The sequence below is a fragment of the Erythrobacter sp. SG61-1L genome, from assembly GCF_001305965.1.
Taxonomy (GTDB): Bacteria; Pseudomonadota; Alphaproteobacteria; order Sphingomonadales; family Sphingomonadaceae; genus Andeanibacterium.
This window is the reverse complement of record NZ_JXQC01000003.1, coordinates 2,608,485-2,626,244: the sequence shown is the minus strand read 5'-3', so window position 1 is coordinate 2,626,244 and position 17,760 is coordinate 2,608,485. Positions and strand designations below refer to the sequence as shown.

Sequence of the window (17,760 nt, the reverse complement as noted above, 5' to 3'; positions counted from 1 at the left end):
CCCACAGGGTTAATTCCTGGTGGACGCCGCTAAGCCGGGTTCATCCCTGTGCGGAAAGGCGTTTCAGCTCGTAAAGCAGGTCCAACGCCTCGCGCGGGCTGAGCGCGTCTATGTCCAGATCGTCCAGCCGGTCGCGCAGGCTGTCGCGCGCTTCTTCTTCATGCACCTGCGCGGCTGCGAACAGCGGCAGATCGCCCAGCCCGGCGGCGAGGCCACCCGTCTGGGCGCGGCCCTGTTCCAGCTTGTCGAGCACCTGCCGCGCACGCTTCACCACCAGATCCGGCACGCCTGCCAGCCGGGCGACGGCGAGGCCGTAGGAACGGTCTGCCGGGCCTGTGGCCAATTCGTGCAGCAGCACCAGATCGCCCTTCCATTCGCGCGCGCGGACATGGTGGAGCGACAGGGCCTCGCAGGTTTCGGCAAGGCGGGCCAGCTCGTGATAATGGGTGGCGAACAGGCAGCGGCAGCGGTTCTTTTCATGCACCGCTTCCACCACGGCCCATGCCAGCGCCAGCCCGTCATAAGTGGAAGTGCCGCGCCCGACCTCGTCGAGAATGACGAAGCTGCGCTCGCTCGCCTGGGCAAGGATTGCGGCGGTCTCCACCATCTCGACCATGAAGGTCGAACGTCCGCGCGCCAGATTGTCCGATGCGCCCACGCGGCTGAACAGCCGGTCCACCAGCCCGATCCGCGCGGCTTCGGCGGGGACATAGCCGCCCGCCTGCGCCAGCAGCACGATCAGCGCATTCTGGCGCAGGAAAGTGGACTTGCCGCCCATGTTCGGCCCGCCGATCAGCCACAGTCGGTCGACAGGCGAAAGGATGCAGTCATTGGCGACGAAACGCTCGCCGCTGGAAGCCAGTGCCTGTTCCACTACCGGGTGGCGCCCACCCTTGATGTCGAGCGAGAGGCCTTCGGAAATTTCCGGGCGGCACCAATTGCCCTCGGCCGCCCGCTCGGCCTGCCCGGCAGCCACGTCGATCCGCGCGAGGGCAGCAGCCGTGCTGGCGATCTGTTCGCGCGCGGCGGCGACAGCGGCGGTCAGTTCCTCGAAATGGGCTTCTTCCGCGGCAAGGGCATGGCCGCCCGCCTCGGCAATGCGGCTGGCTTCCTCATGCAATTGCAGCGAATTGAAGCGCACCGCATTGGCCATGGTCTGGCGGTGAGTGAAGCCGCTGTCGGGCGCCATCAGCTTGTCGCCATAGCGGGCGGGCACTTCGATGAAATAGCCCAGCACGCCATTGTGGCGGATCTTCAGGGCGGAGATCCCGGTATCGTCGCGATAGCGGGCCTCCATCGCGGCAATCGCGCGGCGGGCATTGCCCGATACGGCGCGCAATTCGTCCAGCGAATGGTCATAGCCTTCGGCAATGAAGCCGCCTTGGCTGCGTTCCGTCGGCGGAGTAGCCACCAGTGCGCGGCCCAGCAGATCGGTCAGGGCGCCATGGCCGCCCAGCTTCGGCAGCAGCGCGTCGAGCAACTCAGGCCTGCCATTGCGGCGCTGCAGATGTTCGCCGATGTTGCGCGCTTCGTTCAGGCCGTCGCGAATCTGGCCCAGATCGCGCGGGGAGCCGCGCCCGGCAACCACGCGGCCCAGTGCGCGGCCGATGTCCGGCGCGCCGCGCAGCACCTCGCGCAGATCGGCGCGCAGCAGCGGGTCTTCATGGAAATATTGCACCAGCGCCAGCCGGGCGGTGATGGCATTGGCATCGGTCAGCGGGGCGGAAAGATCGTCGGCCAATTGGCGCGCGCCCGCGCCCGTCACGCAGCGATCCACTGCCGCGATCAGGCTTCCGGCCCGGCCGCCCTGCTGGCTGGAAAGGATTTCGAGGCTGCCGCGCGTCGCCTCGTCCATGGCCAGCCGTTCCTCGCCCGCGCGCGCTTCCGGCGGCAGGAGGAAAGGCAGCTTGCCGCGCCCGACATGCTCCAGATAGGCCACCAGACCGCCTGCCGCGGCCAGCATGGCGCGCGTGAAGCTGCCGAAGGCATCCAGCGTGGCAACTTCGTGCAGGCGCTTGAGCCGTGCCTCGCCCTCGTCACTGGCGAAGGTGGTGCGCGGGCGCGGGATGGCGGCAAAGGGCGCATCGTCCCACCCTTCGGGCACCACCAGTTCGCTCGCGCCGATCCGGGCAAGGGCGGCACCCATGCGTTCGGGTGCGCATTCTTCCAGTTCCATCCGGCCGGTGGAAATATCGCAGGCGGCAATGCCGATCGTGCCGCGCAGATCGCAGACGGCGGCCAGCATATTGGCCCGGCGCGGTTCCAGCAGGGCCTCCTCGGTCAGCGTGCCCGCCGTGACGAAGCGCACGATGTCGCGCTTCACCAGTGCCTTGTAACCGCCGCGCGCCTTCGCTTCCTCGGGCGTTTCGACCTGTTCGGCAATCGCCACCCGGCAACCGGCCTTGATCAGCCGGGCCAGATAGCCTTCCGCCGAATGCACCGGCACGCCGCACATGGGCACAGGCGCGCCGCCATGTTCGCCGCGGCTGGTCAGCGCAATATCCAGCACCTGGCTGGCAGTGCGGGCGTCATCGAAGAACAGTTCGAAGAAGTCGCCCATGCGGTAGAACAGCAGGCAATCGCCAGCCTCCGCCTTAAGGGCGAAATACTGCTCCATCATCGGGGTTGCGGAACCGGACATGCTGCAGCCGGGTTAAACGTCAAAACTGCGATTCGGGAGGGCGAAATCCAAGCTTTCCCCTATCGCGTCGCGCTCTTGCGGGTTACTGCGGGGCTGCACACAGGGAGGAATTCTTGGCCGACGACGAAAATCCGCGTTTCACCACCCGTGAAGCGCTTTTCTACCACGAGACCATCCGCCCCGGTAAAATCGAAATCGTCCCTTCGAAGCCGGTGGCAACCCAGCGCGATCTCTCGCTCGCCTATTCGCCCGGCGTGGCGGCCCCGGTGGAAGCAATCGCGCAAGACCCTGCCAAGGCGGCGGACTATACTGCGCGCAGCAATCTGGTGGCGGTTGTCACCAATGGCACGGCCATTCTCGGCATGGGCAATCTGGGCGCGCTGGCGGCCAAGCCCGTGATGGAAGGCAAGGCAGTGCTGTTCAAGCGCTTCGCCGATGTCGATGCAATGGACATCGAACTGGCCACTGAAGATCCCGACGCCTTCGTCAACGCCGTGGCCCTGATGGAGCCGACCTTCGGCGGCATCAACCTTGAAGACATCAAGGCCCCTGAATGCTTCATCATCGAGCAGGCCCTGCGCGAACGGATGAAGATCCCCGTCATGCATGACGATCAGCACGGCACCGCGATCATCACCGCGGCGGGCCTGATCAATGCCTGCCACATCACCGGGCGCGCCATGAAGGACGTGAAGGTGGTGGTGAACGGCGCGGGTGCGGCGGCCATCGCCTGCACCGCACTGATCAAGGCCATGGGCGTGCGGTCCGACAATGTCACCATGTGCGATCGCAGCGGTGTGATCTATCGTGGCCGTACCGACAGCATGGACCAGTGGAAGAGCGCGCATGCGGTGGAAACCGCCGCTCGCACCCTGGAAGAGGCGCTGGACGGCGCCGATGTGTTCCTGGGCCTGTCCGCCGCCGGTGCGCTCAAGCCGGACTGGGTGAAGAAGATGGCCGCGCAGCCGATCATCTTCGCCATGGCCAATCCGGACCCGGAAATCACTCCGCCCGATGCCAAGGCCGTGCGCCCCGATGCGATCATCGCCACCGGCCGCAGCGATTATCCCAATCAGGTCAACAATGTGCTGGGCTTCCCCTTCATCTTCCGCGGCGCGCTGGATGTGCGGGCCACGGCAATCAATGAAGAGATGAAGATCGCCGCCGCCGAAGCGATTGCCTCGCTCGCGCGGGAAAGCGTGCCTGAAGAAGTTGCCGCCGCCTATGGCAAGAACCAGAGCTTCGGCACGGAATATATCATCCCCGCCCCCTTCGATCCGCGCCTGATGGAGCGGGTTTCCGCCGCCGTTGCCAAGGCGGCGATGGATACGGGCGTGGCGACCAAGCCGATCGAGGATTTCGAAGCCTATCGCCTCAGCCTCAAGGCCCGGCTCAACCCCACCACTTCGGTGCTGACGCAGGTCTATGCCGATGCGCAGCGCGATCCCAAGCGGGTCGTTTTCGCCGAAGCGGAAGAGGAAGTGACCCTGCGCGCCGCGATCCAGTTCAAGGATTTCGGCTATGGCGTGCCAGTGCTGGTCGGCCGCACGCAGGCCGTGCGCGACAAGCTGGTGGAACTGGGCGTGAGCGATCCCGACTCGTTCGAGATCCAGAATTCCGCCGTGTCGGATTACGTGCCCGCCATGGTGGATTTCCTCTACAAGCGCCTGCAGCGCCGGGGCTTCACCGAACGCGACGTGCGCCGCATGGTGAACCAGGAACGCAACGTCTTCGCCTCGCTGCTGGTTGCGCTCGGCCATGGCGATGCGATGATTTCGGGCCTGACGCGCCCCTTCGCCCAGACCATGCGCGAAGTGCGCCACGTGCTCGATCCCAAGCCGGGGGCGATCCCTTTCGGCATGCACATGATGATCGGCAAGAACTACACCGCCTTCCTGGCGGATACGACGATCAACGAACGTCCCAGCGCGGAAGAACTGGCCCAGATCGCCTGCGGCGCCGCGCAGGTGGCCAAGCGGCTGGGGCATGAACCGCGCGTGGCCTTCCTGTCCTATTCCACTTTCGGCAACCCGCCGGGCAAGTGGCTGATGAACATCCGCGATGCGGTGCACATCCTGGACGAGCAGGGCGTGGATTTCGAATATGAAGGCGAAATGGCGCCCGACGCCGCGCTGAACCCCACGGTGATGAAGAACTATCCCTTCAGCCGTCTTTCCGCGCCCGCCAATGTGCTCATCATGCCGGGCCTGCAATCGGCCAACCTTTCGGCCAAGCTGCTGCGCGAACTGGGCGGCAATGCCACGATCGGCCCGATGCTGATCGGCATGGAAAAGCCGGTGCAGATTGCCCCGATGACGGCCATCGCGCCCGACCTGCTGACGCTGGCCGTGCTGGCTGCCGCCGGGGTTGTCGGCTGAAACCTGCCCGCCCGCCGGTTTGACACTGGCGGGCGGGGCTGGCAGGTCTCGGGGCGTCACCCGTCCCCCTGAAGCAGCCCACAGGCGGCGCCTCCTGCCATCGGCAGCGGGGTGCCACGATTTCAGATGAATCCGAGCGCCAACGCCGATCTGACCGAAGCCCTTTCCCTATTCCCGCATTCGCCGCCATGGGTCGGCACGCTGGCCGGGCTGGCCCTGCTGGTCTTCGCATCGTCGGCGGCGAACTTCATCGTCAAGCATGTGATCCTGCGGCTAATTGCCCGGCTGATCCCCACGGCGCTGCCCGCTCCGGTGGCGATTTCCGCCCGGCTGGCCAATATCGTGCCGGCAGTGATCGTTTCAGCGGGCATCGCGCTGGTACCGCATTTGCCGGAATGGGCCGTTACCGTGACGCGCAATGTTGTGGGCGCGTTCATCGTGCTGACCATTGCGCTGGCCGTCAGCCGGGCGCTCAGCTTCGCGAACGAACTCTATTCAGAGCGGCCCCATGCGGCCAGCAGGCCGATCAAGGGCTATATCCAGGTCGCCAAGATCGTCGTCTATTGTGCGGCGGCCCTGCTGATGCTGGCGGTGCTGATGGAACAATCGCCGCTGCTGCTCCTGTCCGGGCTGGGCGCCTTGGCGGCGGTGCTGATGCTGGTGTTCAAGGACACGATCCTGTCGCTGGTCGCATCCGTCCAGCTGACTTCCAACGATATGCTGCGGGTGGGCGACTGGATCGAGATGCCGCAGCTCAATGCCGATGGCGATGTGATCGACATCGCGCTGCACACGGTGAAGGTGCAGAACTGGGACAAGACGATCACCACCATCCCCACGCACCGTCTGATCTCGGAAAGCTACAAGAACTGGCGCGGCATGCAGGAATCGGGCGGACGCCGGATCAAGCGCGCGCTGTTGATCGACCAGAGCAGCGCCCATTTCCTGACCATGGAAGAGATGGAGCGCCTGCGTCGTTTCGCCCTGATCGACACCTATCTGAGCGACAAGCGCGGCGAGCTGGAAGAATGGAACGCGGCGCAAGTGGAGGCCGGGCGCGATCCGGTGAACCAGCGCCGGGTGACCAATCTCGGCACTTTCCGCGCCTATGTCTTCGCCTATCTGCAGGCCAATCCGCGCATTGCGCGCGAGATGACTTTGCTGGTGCGCCAGTTGCAGCCCACGGCGCAAGGCCTTCCGCTGGAAGTCTATTGCTTCACCGCCACCACGGCATGGGGCGATTACGAGGCGATCCAGTCGGATATTTTCGACCACCTCATCTCGGTCATCCCGGAATTCGGCCTGCGCCTGTTTCAGGAACCGAGCGGGTTCGACACGCACTTGCTGGTGGAAGGAATGGGTGAGCAGGCTGCGGCCTGATCGCCCTCAGCCCAGCGCGTTATAGACGCCATAGGCGCTGGTCAGCGTCAGAACGACGCCGGCCATGATCAGCATGACCTTGGTGGAGAAATGCTTGGCCGCATAGGCCCCGAAGGGTGCCGCCGCCACGCCGCCGATCAGGAAGCCCAGTGTCGGCCCGGCAAGGTCTGCCACGCCCAGCTGCGAGATGAAGGCGGCCGAGATGGTGAGAGTGAGGAAGAACTCCACCGCGTTCACCGTGCCGATCACCTTGCGCGGTTCCGCGCCCTGCACCAGCAGGTTGGACGTTACCACCGGCCCCCAGCCGCCGCCGCCTGCCGCATCGAGGAACCCGCCCAGCAGGCCCAGCGGCTCGACATGCTTCGGCTTGCGCGGCTTGGGCGGATAGAGAATGCCGCGGGCCAGCAGATAGAGGCCCACCAGCGTGAGATAGCCCAGCACAAAGGGCTTGATCACGTCGCCATCGACCGAACTGAGCAGATAGGCGCCCAGCACGCCGCCGATCATGCCGGGGATCAGCAGGCGGAAGAACAGGCCCTTGTCGATATTGCCGTGCAGCAGGTGGCTGATGGCCGATGTGGCGGTGGTGAAGCATTCCACCACATGCACGCGCTGCGATGCCATGGCGGGCGGAACGCCCAGAATGCCCACCATCAGCATATTGGCCAGCACACCGAAGGCCATGCCCAGCGCGCCGTCCACCAGCTGCGCGGCAAAGCCGACCGCAATGAACGGCAGAAGCGCGCCAATATCGAAACCCGAAAAGTCCATGGCGCCTGCCGCTGTTGATTCTCAGGCGATCAGATGCGCCGGGGCAGGGTGGCCGGAAAGATAGATTTTCTACGCGGGCAGGGCGGCGAATTCACTTCCGGCGATAGCGGAAATACCAGACCTCGTGCCCGTAGACGGTGCGGGCCTTGTGTTCATAACGCGTCTCGCACCAGCCGGAGGGGCGATTCTGCCAGCTCTTCGGTCCTTCGGCCAGCCATTCGAACTGATCGGTGTGGCGCTGCATCACCATCAGCGCATGGCGCAGATAGATCGCGTGATCGGTGCCGAAGCGGAACTCGCCGCCGGGCTTCAGCTTGGCCGCGAACATGTTCACCGGGCCGTCATTCATCATCCGGCGCTTGGCGTGGCGAGCCTTGGGCCATGGATCGGGATGCAGCAGATAGATGAAAGACAGCGCCCCGTCCGGAATGCGGGAAAGCACTTCCAGTGCATCGCCGTGATGGATGCGCACATTCTTGATCGGCGGGTTCTTTCCGCCATCGCCGTCCACATGGGTGAGCGCCTGCGCTACGCCGTTGAGGAACGGCTCGGCGCCGATGAAGCCATGATCGGGCAGCAGATCGGCACGATAGGCCATATGCTCGCCCCCGCCGAAGCCGATCTCGAAATGCAGGGGGCAATCCTGGCCGAACAGAACCTGCGCCGTCACCGGGCCTTCATCCGGCACCGCGATCTGCGGCAGCAGCTTGTCGACCAGTTCCTGCTGCCCCGCGCGCAGGGGCTTGCCCTTGGCGCGGCCATAGAGCCGGTTGAGCGTGGTCGGATCGCCTGATTTATGCGCTGTCATTGCGCTCCTATTGAGCTTTGATACTGGCCTGAAACGGGTTGACCTGCACGATTGACGGCTGGTCGGAATCGAGCTCGGCTCAGACCACGGCAATAATTTTTGTCAAGTTTGGCAGACCCGCTTGTCTCAATCACTATGCAGTCGGACACAGAGCCTTCGGCGTCGACCTTAAGGCGGAACCGAAATGTGCGTTCAGGCGGCTGTATCCCCGTTATCAGCGTGCCCAACTTCGAGATCAAGCTCGGTGCCGATACGGGGATTTCAGCAGCATCCCGCTGCGGCAGAGCGGCGCTGCAGCGCTGGAATTCGTCGGCTTGAGAAGAAAATTGGCCGAGTGGGAATTCTTCGACCTTCTCCCCATCGACCAGCACAAACAGGCTGTCCGTGGCGCGAAGCCTGTCAACAATGGAACTGTCGGTTTCCAGATAGACTCCTTCCCAACCATTTGTCGTCCTGGCTGAGAACGAAGCCTGAATGGCGTGGCTGGGCAAATCCGATCCAATGAGTATGGAAGCATTCCCTTCGTTGCTGAAGTGCCAATCGGAAGCATGCAGTCTCAAGATGTGCGAGCCGTCCGGTCTTGCCGCCAAAAACAGGAATTGTGTCGGGGAATTGTAAGAGATCGAACAGGTTTCTGAACTGGAGTCTTGGCGCCAAGTCGCAGGTTTTGCTGTAGCAGCAAGGACAGGGGAGATGCACGTGGCAAAGCCAAGGATGGCCAGCGCGGTAAGGAAAATGCGTTTGTCGAACATCTTACCCATGGCCTTAACCTGATTTTCCAGGCGACGAGCAGCTAATGAGAAAACCGCCCCGGAGCAAGGCCTCGGGGCGGTGTTCAGAATGCTGTCGATGTGTGGGTTCAGGCCGCTTCGGCCTCTTCGCCCGGATCGCGCAGCACATAGCCGCGGCCCCAGACGGTTTCGATGTAGTTCTCGCCGCTGCAGGCATGAGAGAGCTTCTTGCGCAGCTTGCAGATGAACACGTCGATGATCTTGAGTTCCGGCTCGTCCATCCCGCCATAGAGATGGTTGAGGAACATTTCCTTGGTCAGCGTGGTGCCCTTGCGGAGCGAGAGCAGCTCCAGCATCGCATATTCCTTGCCGGTCAGATGCACGCGGGCGCCATCGACCTCCACGGTCTTGGCATCGAGATTGACGGCCAGCTTGCCGGTGCGGATGACCGACTGGGAATGGCCCTTGGAACGGCGCACCACGGCGTGGATACGGGCAACCAGTTCTTCGCGGTGGAAGGGCTTGGTCACGTAATCGTCGGCGCCGAAGCCGAAGCTGCGGATCTTGGAATCCATCTCGGAAATGCCCGAAAGGATCAGAACCGGCGTCTGCACCTTGGCTACGCGAACCTTCTTCAGCACGTCATAGCCGTGCATGTCCGGCAGGTTCAGGTCCAGCAGGATGATGTCGTAATCATACAGCTTGGCGAGGTCCAAACCCTCTTCGCCCAGATCGGTCGAATAGACGTTGAAGCCTTCGGTCGTGAGCATAAGCTCGATCGCCTTGGCGGTAGTCGGCTCGTCTTCGATCAACAGCACGCGCATGGGAGCCCCCTTTTCGTCGCCCCGAGTTGCACCGGTAACCGCCCGCAGTGGCGAGTTGCCAGTTATTAACCACGCAAGGTCTCAATGAAAAAGGTTAATTTATCGTAAAGTGCAAGCGGGATTTGAACGTGAGTCTTTCAGGTTACGGTTTTGGCGGGCCGCCCGGCGGTTCGATCCATCGCCCCACGAAGCTCCGCCAACCGGCAGGCCTGGCGCCGTGCCCTACCGCACACCTTCCAGCTTCTTCTGCCGCCGCCGCTGCACTGACGATCCGATGCCTATCGCCTCGCGATATTTGGCCACGGTGCGGCGGGCAAGATCGAAACCCTTTTCCTTAAGCAGATCCACCAGCGCATCGTCCGAGAGAATGGCCTTCGGATCTTCCGCATCCACCAGTGCGCGGATCTGGGCCTTCACCGCTTCGGCCGAAACCGCGCCATCGCCATCGGCGGAAGCGACGCCGGAGGTGAAGAAATATTTCAGTTCGAACGTGCCGCGTTCGCAATTGAGATATTTGTTGCTGGTCACGCGGCTGACGGTCGATTCATGCATGTCGATCGCCTCGGCCACTGTGCGCAGGGTCAGCGGGCGTAGTTCGGACACGCCCTTGCGGAAGAAGCCTTCCTGCTGCTTCACGATTTCGGCGGTCACTTTCAGGATCGTTTTCTGCCTCTGGTCCAGTGCCTTCATCAGCCAGTTGGCATCGGCCAGCTTCTCGCTCAGCCAGGCCTTGGATGTCTTGTCATGGCAACCATGGCGCAGCTCTACATAGTAGGACCGGTTTACCACCAGCCGCGGCAGGGTCGCCTGATTGAGCGCGATGTCCCATCCAGTCGTGCCATTGGCGCGCACGAGGATGTCGGGCACGACCGGCTCGCTTGCGCCGTTGCCGAATTTCAGCCCCGGCTTGGGATCGTAGCCGCGCAGTTCGGCCAGCATGTCGGCGAAATCCTCGTCGTCCACGCCGCACATGCGCTTGAGCTGGGCGAAGCTGCCCTTGGCCAGCAGGTCGAGATTGTCGATCAGCCGGGCCATGGCCGGATCGTAGCGATCCGCCTCGCGCGCCTGCAGGGCAAGGCATTCGGAAAGGCTGCGTGCGCCCACGCCCGTGGGATCGAGCGATTGTACCACCTCCAGCGCGGCCTCCGCCTCGGCCAGCGCGATGCCCAGCTCGCCCGCCACTTCGCGCAGCGACGCAGTGAGATAGCCCGCATCGTCCAGCAGGCCGACGATATGGCGCGCGATGAAGGCGCTTTGCTGGTCGGGCGCAACCGCGCCGATCTGGCTTTCCAGATGTTCGGCCAGCGTCGGCCCTTCGCCGCCGCGTTCGTCGATTGCCGGGCCTTCCTCGCCCGACCCGGAAGAGGAGCCGGAATAATCCGTGCCCATGCCCAGAATGGCGCCGTCGCCTGTCTCCCGGTCATGGTCGAGCGCGGCGGGATCAAGATCGAGCGGGGCATCGGCCTCCCCCTTGCCTTCCAGCATGAGCTGGTCCGAAGTCACGGAACCTTCAGGCGCCGCTTCGGCCCGGTCGTCACTCTGGTCGGCAGGCTCGCCCGGTTCCGCCGCGCCCATGTCCAGCAGGGGATTGGCGTCCAGCGCCTCGCCGATAAAGGCTTCCAGCTCGAGATTCGACAGCGCCAGCAGCTTGATCGCCTGCTGCAATTGCGGCGTCATCACCAGCGACTGGGTCTGCCTGAGATCGAGGCGTGGGCCGAGGGCCATTTTCAGGCGCCGGTCTTGATGCGTGATGCCCAGCCGAGCAGTTGGACCGGCGCGGCCGCACCAGCCCGCACCCCCACCCGGCCACCCAAACAGGATAATGCCTTGGGTGGCCGGGTGGGGGTGCGGGCTGGTGCAGTCTCCGGCCGAGCGGCCCCGAAACGCGCGACAGGCATGCCTGACGGCCGGCCAATCACAACGTGAAGCTCTCGCCCAGATAGAGGCGGCGCACGTTTTCGTCGGCCACGAGGTCTTCCGGGCTGCCCGCGAACAGCACCTGGCCACCGTAAATGATGCAGGCGCGGTCCACGATATCCAGCGTTTCGCGCACATTGTGATCGGTGATCAGCACGCCGATGCCGCGCTGCTTCAGGTCGATCACCAGATGGCGGATGTCCTGGATCGAAAGCGGGTCGATCCCGGCGAAGGGTTCGTCCAGCAGCATGATCGAAGGCTTGGCGGCCAGTGCGCGGGCGATTTCGCAGCGCCGCCGCTCACCGCCCGAAAGCGCCATGGCCGGGCTTGAACGCAGGCGGGTCAGGCCGAATTCGTCCAGCAGCCGTTCCAGCTCGGATTGGCGGGTGGCCTTGTCCGGCTCGATCATCTCCAGCACGCAGGAGATGTTCTGTTCCACCGTCATGCCCCGGAAGATCGAGGTTTCCTGCGGCAGATAGCCCAGCCCCAGGATCGCGCGGCGATACATGGGCAGCTTGGTCACATCCACGCCGTCCATCAGGATGCGGCCGCTGTCGGGCCGCACCAGCCCCATGATCGAATAGAAGCAGGTCGTCTTGCCCGCGCCATTGGGGCCGAGCAGGCCCAGCACCTCGCCCTTGGCAACCGACAGGGAAATGTCGGTCAGCACGGCGCGCTTGTCATAGCTCTTGGCGATCGAGACAACCTCAAGCCCGCCCTGCGGCAGGGGGGCAGTGGCGCTCACCGCGGCCTGTGGGGCGGGCTCGCCCGCCTCGGCTGTCTGGTCGAGTGTCGTCATCCAGCGGGCTTTTAACATGGCTTGCCGGGCAGAAAACCCCTGCTGTGGCGATTGAAGGCAGACTGGCAAGATTCCTGCATGGCTTTCGCGAATCCGAAGGCTTCACGATGCTGAACAATCGTTCAGAATGCTTGATCGTGCCCCATTCCCGTGAAATAGTCCGATTCGGGTTGGATGAGGAGAAGTGGCGCATGGACAAGGCGCTGTGGGGTTCGAACCGCCAGAAGGCGGAAGTCCAGGTCCGGGCAGGCAAGCGGCTCGACTGGCGCCGCAGGATGAGCGATCACGTTGCCTATGCGCTGCTGTTCTACACCGGCCTCCAGATTTACGTCACCATGGCCGCCCTGCGACACACTGCAGAATCCATTCTTCCCTATTTCGCATTGGTCGTACTGGTCGCTGCCGTCATTCCCGGTTGCCGCGTATTCGAAAAGCGGTGGGAAGGCTTGAGCGACGATGAAGCCGCCGATCCCGCGCTGGCATCGCTTTTCGGCCGTGACCGGGCGATGATCTGGCTGGCGGCCGTTGCCCTGCCGTTTCTGGTCACCGGGGCGATCCGGGGCGTCGAACAGTTCTTCTGACAAAGCGGGCCTGCACACGCAGGCTTTGCAGGACGGCACCGCAGCGGCTAGGACCGCGTGGTAATCATGCCTTCCGGAAACCCTCATGCTTGATCCCAAAGCCGCCCAGGAACGCTGCGCGGCAGCAATCGACCTTGCCCTGAAAGCCGGCGCCGATGCGGCTGATGCCGTGGCGATCGGTTCCTCTTCCGAAGAAGTCCAGGTGCGTCTGGGCAAGCTGGAAGATGTCGGCCGTTCCGAAAGCGAGGAACTGGGGCTGCGCGTCTTCGTCGGCCAGCGTTCCGCCTCCATCCATGCCACGGATATGAGCGATGCGGCTCTGGCCGAACTCGCCAGCCGCGCCGTGGCGATGGCGAAGGCCGCGCCGGAAGATGAATATGCCGGCCTTGCCCCGGCCGAATTGCTTGCGAAAGGCCCGCTGCCGGAACTCGATCTGGTCGATTCGTCCGAACCCAGCCCGCAGGAACTGCGCCGCCTGGCAGAGGAAGCCGAAGATGCCGCCCGCGCGGTGCAGGGTGTGACCAATAGCGAAGGCGGCGGGGCCAGCTTCGGCCGCAGCGCGGTGGCGCTGGCCACCAGCCACGGCTTTGCGGGCGCCTATGAAGCCACCGGCATCAGCCTTTCGGCCAGCGTGCTGGCAGGCGAAGGCGGCGCGATGCAGCGCGATTACGAATATCGCACCGTGCGCCACGTGGCGGACTTGCCGTCTCCGGCGGAAATCGGCCGCGTGGCGGGGGAACGGGCAGTGGCCCGGCTCAATCCCGGCAAGCTGGCCAGCCAGGGCATGACAGTCGTGTTCGATCCGCGCGTGGGCAATTCGCTGCTCGGCCATTTGCTGGGCGCCATGTCCGGCCCCGGCATTGCCCGCCGCTCCAGCTTCCTGCTCGACCGGCTGGAAGAGGATCTCTTCCCGGCTGACATCCTGATTCTGGATGATCCGCACCGCCTGCGCGGCCTGCGCTCCCGCCCCTTCGACGGGGAAGGCCTGCCCTGCGCCCCGCGCGCCTTGGTGGAAAATGGCCGCGTCACCGGCTGGCTCACCAATGCGGCCTCTGCTCGCCAGCTTGGCATCGGGCTGACTGGCCATGCCGCGCGCGGGGCCAGCGGCGCACCGGGCGTGCAGCCCTCCAACGTCCACCTCGCACCGGGCAAGGTGAGCCGGGCGGAACTGATCGCGGATATCGAAGACGGCGTGCTGGTCACGGAACTGATCGGCATGGGCGTGAACGGCGTGACCGGCGATTACAGCCGCGGCGCCTCTGGCTTCCGCATCGTGAAGGGCGAAATCGCGGGGCCGGTGGCCGAATTCACCGTGGCCGGGAACCTGATCGACATGTTCGCCCGCATGAGCGTGGCCGACGATCTGGACATCCACCGTTCGATGGACGTGCCCACCATCCGTATCGAAGGGATAACGGTGGCGGGCGAGTAGGAGCGGCGGAGCAGCCGGCGGGACGTTCAGCCAGCTGCGCCATCCTTCACCAGATTGCGCCGCCACGGCCCGCGAAGCAGCCAGAAGGCGCACAGGGCCGCGGCTGCCACGTTGGAGAAGGCATAGCTCCACCACACGCCCAGCACGCCCAGTGCGGTGAACAGGGCCGTGCCCCAAGCGAAGGGTATTTGCAGGGCATATTGCATCACCAGCGAGATGGTCATTGCCTGCCGGGCGCTGCCAGCCCCGCGAAAGGCGCCATTGAGTGCTTGCGTCACTGCCATGAAGCCCAGGAAGGGGAACACGGCCCAGCCGAAGGTAACCGCTTCGCGGATCACTTCCGTCTCGCCCGGCGCCAGCGCCGCCATCAGCGGGCGCAGCAGCGGCAGGTGGACGAGGCCGATAACTGTGAAGCCGATGAAGCCCAGCCAGGCGGATATGCGCGCGGCCTGTTCCGCCCGGTTCATTAGCCCCGCGCCGATATTCTGCCCGACCACGGCCGAAGTGGCGATGGACAGGCCGATCATCGGCGCAAACCAGAAGAAGAAAGGCCGCGTTCCGACGCCATAGGCGGCAAGCGAGACGGTGCCGAACAGCGCCGCTAGCGACATCAGCAGCAGTGATCCGAAAGTACGTGCGCCCTGTTCCACCGAAGCGGGCAGGCCAATGCCCAGCGCGGTGCGGATATGGTTGCGGTCCGGCCGGAAATCATGGCGCTTCAGATGCAGGGCGGAATGGCCGCTCATCATGTGGCGCAGCACCGCCGCAAAGGCGAGGCTCTGCGCGATTACCGTGGCCAGCGCCGCGCCGGGTACGCCGATCCCGCTCCAACTTCCGCCGAAGGGCTGCGTGCCGAAGATCAGCAGCGGATCGAGCACGATGTTGAGCGCCACCGCGCCCATCATCACTTTCATGGCGAAGCGCACTTCGCCCACACCCTGCAGCATCGCTTGCAAGGCGAGGAAGGCATACATCGGGACCAGCCCGGCATAAGTGACGGTCAGATATTGCCAGGCGAGGCGGAATACGCCGCTTTCCACTCCGATCAGGCGCAGGCTGGCAGGGGCAAACAGCAGGCCGGTCAGCGCGAAGGCCACGCCTACGGCCAGCACCATCAGCAGGGTTTGGGCGGCAACATGGTTAGCCGCTCCCGCCTTTCCCGCGCCGGTATTCTGGGCGACGAGCACGGCGCCTGCGGTTGAAAGCCCGCTACCCAGCGAGAGCAGCACGCCAAAAAGCGGGCCACTGGCCGCAACGGCGGCAATGGCATCCGCGCCCAGGCGGCCGACAAAGATGGCGTTGATGATCTGGTGGGCGGATTGCGCGATATTCGCGGCGGCAATCGGCCCGGCTACGCGAAGGAGTACGCCGATCAGCGGCCCCTCGGTCATGCTTACCCTGTTCGCCCCTCGCGCCACCTGCCCGGCCCTCCCCCGAAAGGGAGGGCTAGATCACGGTGGCGGGGTGCGCCAGCGCAAACTTGCGTCAGGCGCCCTTGGCTTCCTTGGCGCGTTCGATCGCTTCCAGCACGATCTGGCGTGCTTCGGCAGCGTCGCCCCAGGCGCCGATGCGGACCCACTTTTCGGATTCCAGATCCTTGTAGTGCTTGAAGAAGTGCTCGATCTGCTGGAGCACGATCGAGGGCAGATCCTGCCGCTCGCCCACGTCCGAGTAATAGGGGAAGGTCGTGTCCACCGGCACGCAGACCAGCTTCTCGTCGCCGCCGGCTTCGTCTTCCAGCTTCAGCACGCCGATGGGGCGCGCGCGCACGACGCAGCCGGGGATGAACGGGCTGCGCGAGATCACCAGCGCGTCCAGCGGATCGCCATCGGGCGAAAGCGTGTGCGGCACGAAGCCGTAATTGGCGGGATAGCGCATCGGCGTATGCAGGATGCGGTCCACGAACAGGGCGCCCGATGCCTTGTCGAACTCGTATTTCACGGGCTCGCCGCCGGTCGGCACCTCGATGATGACGTTGAGGCTTTCAGGCGGATTGTCGCCGGTAGGGATCAGATCGATACGCATGTGTGCTCTTTTTTCCGCGATTCTGCTGACGGCCCTGCCCGGGGCCACGAAGCGGCATCCTGTCCATTTTGCGAGGGCTTGTGCCCTTCTGCGTGAGCCGCGCCGTTAGCCCAGCACGGACCGAAAGGCGAGGGGGCAATTCCCTGTTGAAAGTAACCAATTGCCTGCGAGGCCAGAAATTGGCACTCTAGTGAAAAATCAATGACCGGCAAAAGCCGAGTCTTAACCTGAGAGGCCCGCAAAAGGGCTCCAGGGTACGGGCAGAGGAGAGTTGGAATGCATGTTGGCCTGGCCAGCGGTTTCGCGCATCAGCGTGGCACGGCATATGACGATGCCCGTTTCGTGCGGGAAGAAGTCGAAAACCTCGTCATGGCGGAAGAACTGGGGTTCGATTCGGTGTGGATCACCGAGCACCATTTCTCCGACTATTCGATGTCGAACGATCCGCTGCAGCTCCTCACCTACATCGCCGCCAAGACGAAGCATGTGAAGCTGGGCACGCAGTGCATCATCGTGCCCTGGCACAATCCGGCGCGGCTGGCCGAAAAGATCATCAATCTGGATATTCTGTCCGGCGGGCGCGCCATCCTGGGCTTCGGCGGCGGGCTGGCCCACCATGAATTCACCGGGCTGGGGATCGACCAGAACCTGAGCCGCCAGCTTTACACCGACATTCTGGAGGCAGTGATCCCCGCGTTGGAAACCGGCGTGCTGGAGGGTGAGGGCGCCTATGGCACCATCCCCCGGCGCGAATTGCATCCCGGCCCGATCAAGAGCTTCGAGGGCCGCAAGTTCTGCGGATCGCTCTCGGGCAATTCGATGTACACGGCGGCCAAGCTGGGCTGCGGCAACATGATCCTGATGTTGCCGCAGCGCGGCAAGGATGTGCCGCCCGACAAATACACCGAAGTGTGGAAGGAAGTGAACGGGCCGGACAGCGCGCCCCCGCCCCCCATGCTCGGCGGCAATTATTATATCGATGAAAGCGCGGAATTCGCGGAGGAACAGGGCCGGAAATATCTCGCCCACACGATGCGCGCCGCGATCAGGAACTACGGCCTCGATACGCCGGGCAAGTTCCCGCACATCAAGGGTTACGAGCATTACGAGAAGATGGTGCTCACCCCCGAACAGGTCGAACCCTATGTGGAGGATTTCTCCAAGGGCGCCGTTACCGGCACCCCGCAGATGATCCTCGACCGGATGTGGGAACTGAAGGAAATCTACAAGCCGCAGGGCTTCTTCCCCCATGTCTATTACGGCGGCATGCCGCTGGATGAAGCACGCAAGAACATGCACCTCTTCGCCGAGAAGGTGCTGCCCGAGATCAAGAGCTGGGAAGCAGACGTCGATATCGACGATCGCTTCCTCCAAGCAGCGGAGTAGGGGGCTAGTCCGCTGCCATTGCGAGGGGCGGGGCCCGCGCGGATCGGATAGGGTCACTCCAAATCCGGTTCCACCGCCCGCCCCGAC

At 64.2% G+C, this 17,760-nt stretch carries 14 protein-coding genes; 5 read left to right on the top strand and 9 right to left on the bottom strand.

Translation table 11 applies throughout. The features are described 5' to 3' along the window. Positions 1 to 40: 40 nt before the first annotated feature. A complete protein-coding gene (gene mutS / locus SZ64_RS12765) occupies positions 41 to 2,641 on the bottom strand; it encodes a DNA mismatch repair protein MutS (RefSeq protein WP_193391524.1) in 2,601 nt (866 codons plus the stop codon). 113 nt (positions 2,642 to 2,754) lie between these two features. Here mutS and SZ64_RS12760 point away from each other — a divergent pair, with 113 nt between their 5' ends. Together SZ64_RS12760 and SZ64_RS12755 are read left to right on the top strand one after the other, a co-directional pair. Beyond that, positions 2,755 to 5,019 (top strand): NADP-dependent malic enzyme, encoded by a 2,265-nt coding sequence (locus SZ64_RS12760; protein ID WP_054531172.1) that lies wholly within the window; start codon positions 2,755 to 2,757, stop codon positions 5,017 to 5,019. A 126-nt stretch (positions 5,020 to 5,145) separates the two neighbouring features. After that, positions 5,146 to 6,399, top strand: a complete 1,254-nt coding sequence (locus SZ64_RS12755; protein ID WP_054531171.1) for a mechanosensitive ion channel domain-containing protein — start codon at positions 5,146 to 5,148, stop codon at positions 6,397 to 6,399. A 6-nt stretch (positions 6,400 to 6,405) separates the two neighbouring features. On the opposite strand, the gene SZ64_RS12750 is transcribed toward SZ64_RS12755, so the two are convergent. From SZ64_RS12750 to lptB, 6 genes are all read right to left on the bottom strand, one after another. Continuing rightward, the gene (locus tag SZ64_RS12750; protein WP_054531170.1) at positions 6,406 to 7,170 is read right to left on the bottom strand and encodes a sulfite exporter TauE/SafE family protein; all 765 of its coding nucleotides are present in this window, start codon (positions 7,168 to 7,170) and stop codon (positions 6,406 to 6,408) included. 91 nt (positions 7,171 to 7,261) lie between these two features. Continuing rightward, positions 7,262 to 7,978, bottom strand: coding sequence for a tRNA (guanine(46)-N(7))-methyltransferase TrmB (locus SZ64_RS12745; protein WP_054531169.1), 717 nt, complete (start codon positions 7,976 to 7,978; stop codon positions 7,262 to 7,264). Beyond that, positions 7,975 to 8,739, bottom strand: coding sequence for an energy transducer TonB (locus SZ64_RS12740; protein WP_054531168.1), 765 nt, complete (start codon positions 8,737 to 8,739; stop codon positions 7,975 to 7,977). Before SZ64_RS12740 ends, SZ64_RS12745 begins: the two co-directional genes overlap by 4 nt. A gap of 98 nt (positions 8,740 to 8,837) precedes the next feature. Beyond that, positions 8,838 to 9,533: a response regulator transcription factor gene (locus SZ64_RS12735; protein WP_054531167.1), complete on the bottom strand. Its 696-nt coding sequence runs from the start codon at positions 9,531 to 9,533 to the stop codon at positions 8,838 to 8,840. 222 nt (positions 9,534 to 9,755) lie between these two features. Beyond that, positions 9,756 to 11,258 (bottom strand): RNA polymerase factor sigma-54, encoded by a 1,503-nt coding sequence (rpoN, locus tag SZ64_RS12730; protein WP_054531166.1) that lies wholly within the window; start codon positions 11,256 to 11,258, stop codon positions 9,756 to 9,758. A 190-nt stretch (positions 11,259 to 11,448) separates the two neighbouring features. After that, the gene (lptB, locus tag SZ64_RS12725) at positions 11,449 to 12,249 is read right to left on the bottom strand and encodes an LPS export ABC transporter ATP-binding protein (RefSeq protein WP_054531165.1); all 801 of its coding nucleotides are present in this window, start codon (positions 12,247 to 12,249) and stop codon (positions 11,449 to 11,451) included. A 191-nt stretch (positions 12,250 to 12,440) separates the two neighbouring features. Here lptB and SZ64_RS12720 point away from each other — a divergent pair, with 191 nt between their 5' ends. Both SZ64_RS12720 and SZ64_RS12715 read left to right on the top strand, forming a co-directional pair. Continuing rightward, on the top strand, positions 12,441 to 12,830 hold the full coding sequence (locus SZ64_RS12720; protein WP_054532245.1) for a hypothetical protein: 390 nt from the start codon (positions 12,441 to 12,443) through the stop codon (positions 12,828 to 12,830). Positions 12,831 to 12,915: 85 nt separating this feature from the next. Beyond that, positions 12,916 to 14,262: a TldD/PmbA family protein gene (locus tag SZ64_RS12715; RefSeq protein WP_054531164.1), complete on the top strand. Its 1,347-nt coding sequence runs from the start codon at positions 12,916 to 12,918 to the stop codon at positions 14,260 to 14,262. A gap of 26 nt (positions 14,263 to 14,288) precedes the next feature. Here SZ64_RS12715 and SZ64_RS12710 read toward each other — a convergent pair whose 3' ends face one another. Next, complete coding sequence (locus SZ64_RS12710; RefSeq protein ID WP_054531163.1) at positions 14,289 to 15,653, bottom strand: MATE family efflux transporter; 1,365 nt, start codon at positions 15,651 to 15,653, stop codon at positions 14,289 to 14,291. Between the two features lie 94 nt (positions 15,654 to 15,747). Continuing rightward, the gene (gene ppa, locus SZ64_RS12705; protein ID WP_054531162.1) at positions 15,748 to 16,287 is read right to left on the bottom strand and encodes an inorganic diphosphatase; all 540 of its coding nucleotides are present in this window, start codon (positions 16,285 to 16,287) and stop codon (positions 15,748 to 15,750) included. Positions 16,288 to 16,563: 276 nt separating this feature from the next. On the opposite strand from ppa, the gene SZ64_RS12700 reads away from it, so the two are divergent. Further along, positions 16,564 to 17,673, top strand: coding sequence for an LLM class flavin-dependent oxidoreductase (locus SZ64_RS12700; protein WP_054531161.1), 1,110 nt, complete (start codon positions 16,564 to 16,566; stop codon positions 17,671 to 17,673). Positions 17,674 to 17,760: the final 87 nt, after the last annotated feature.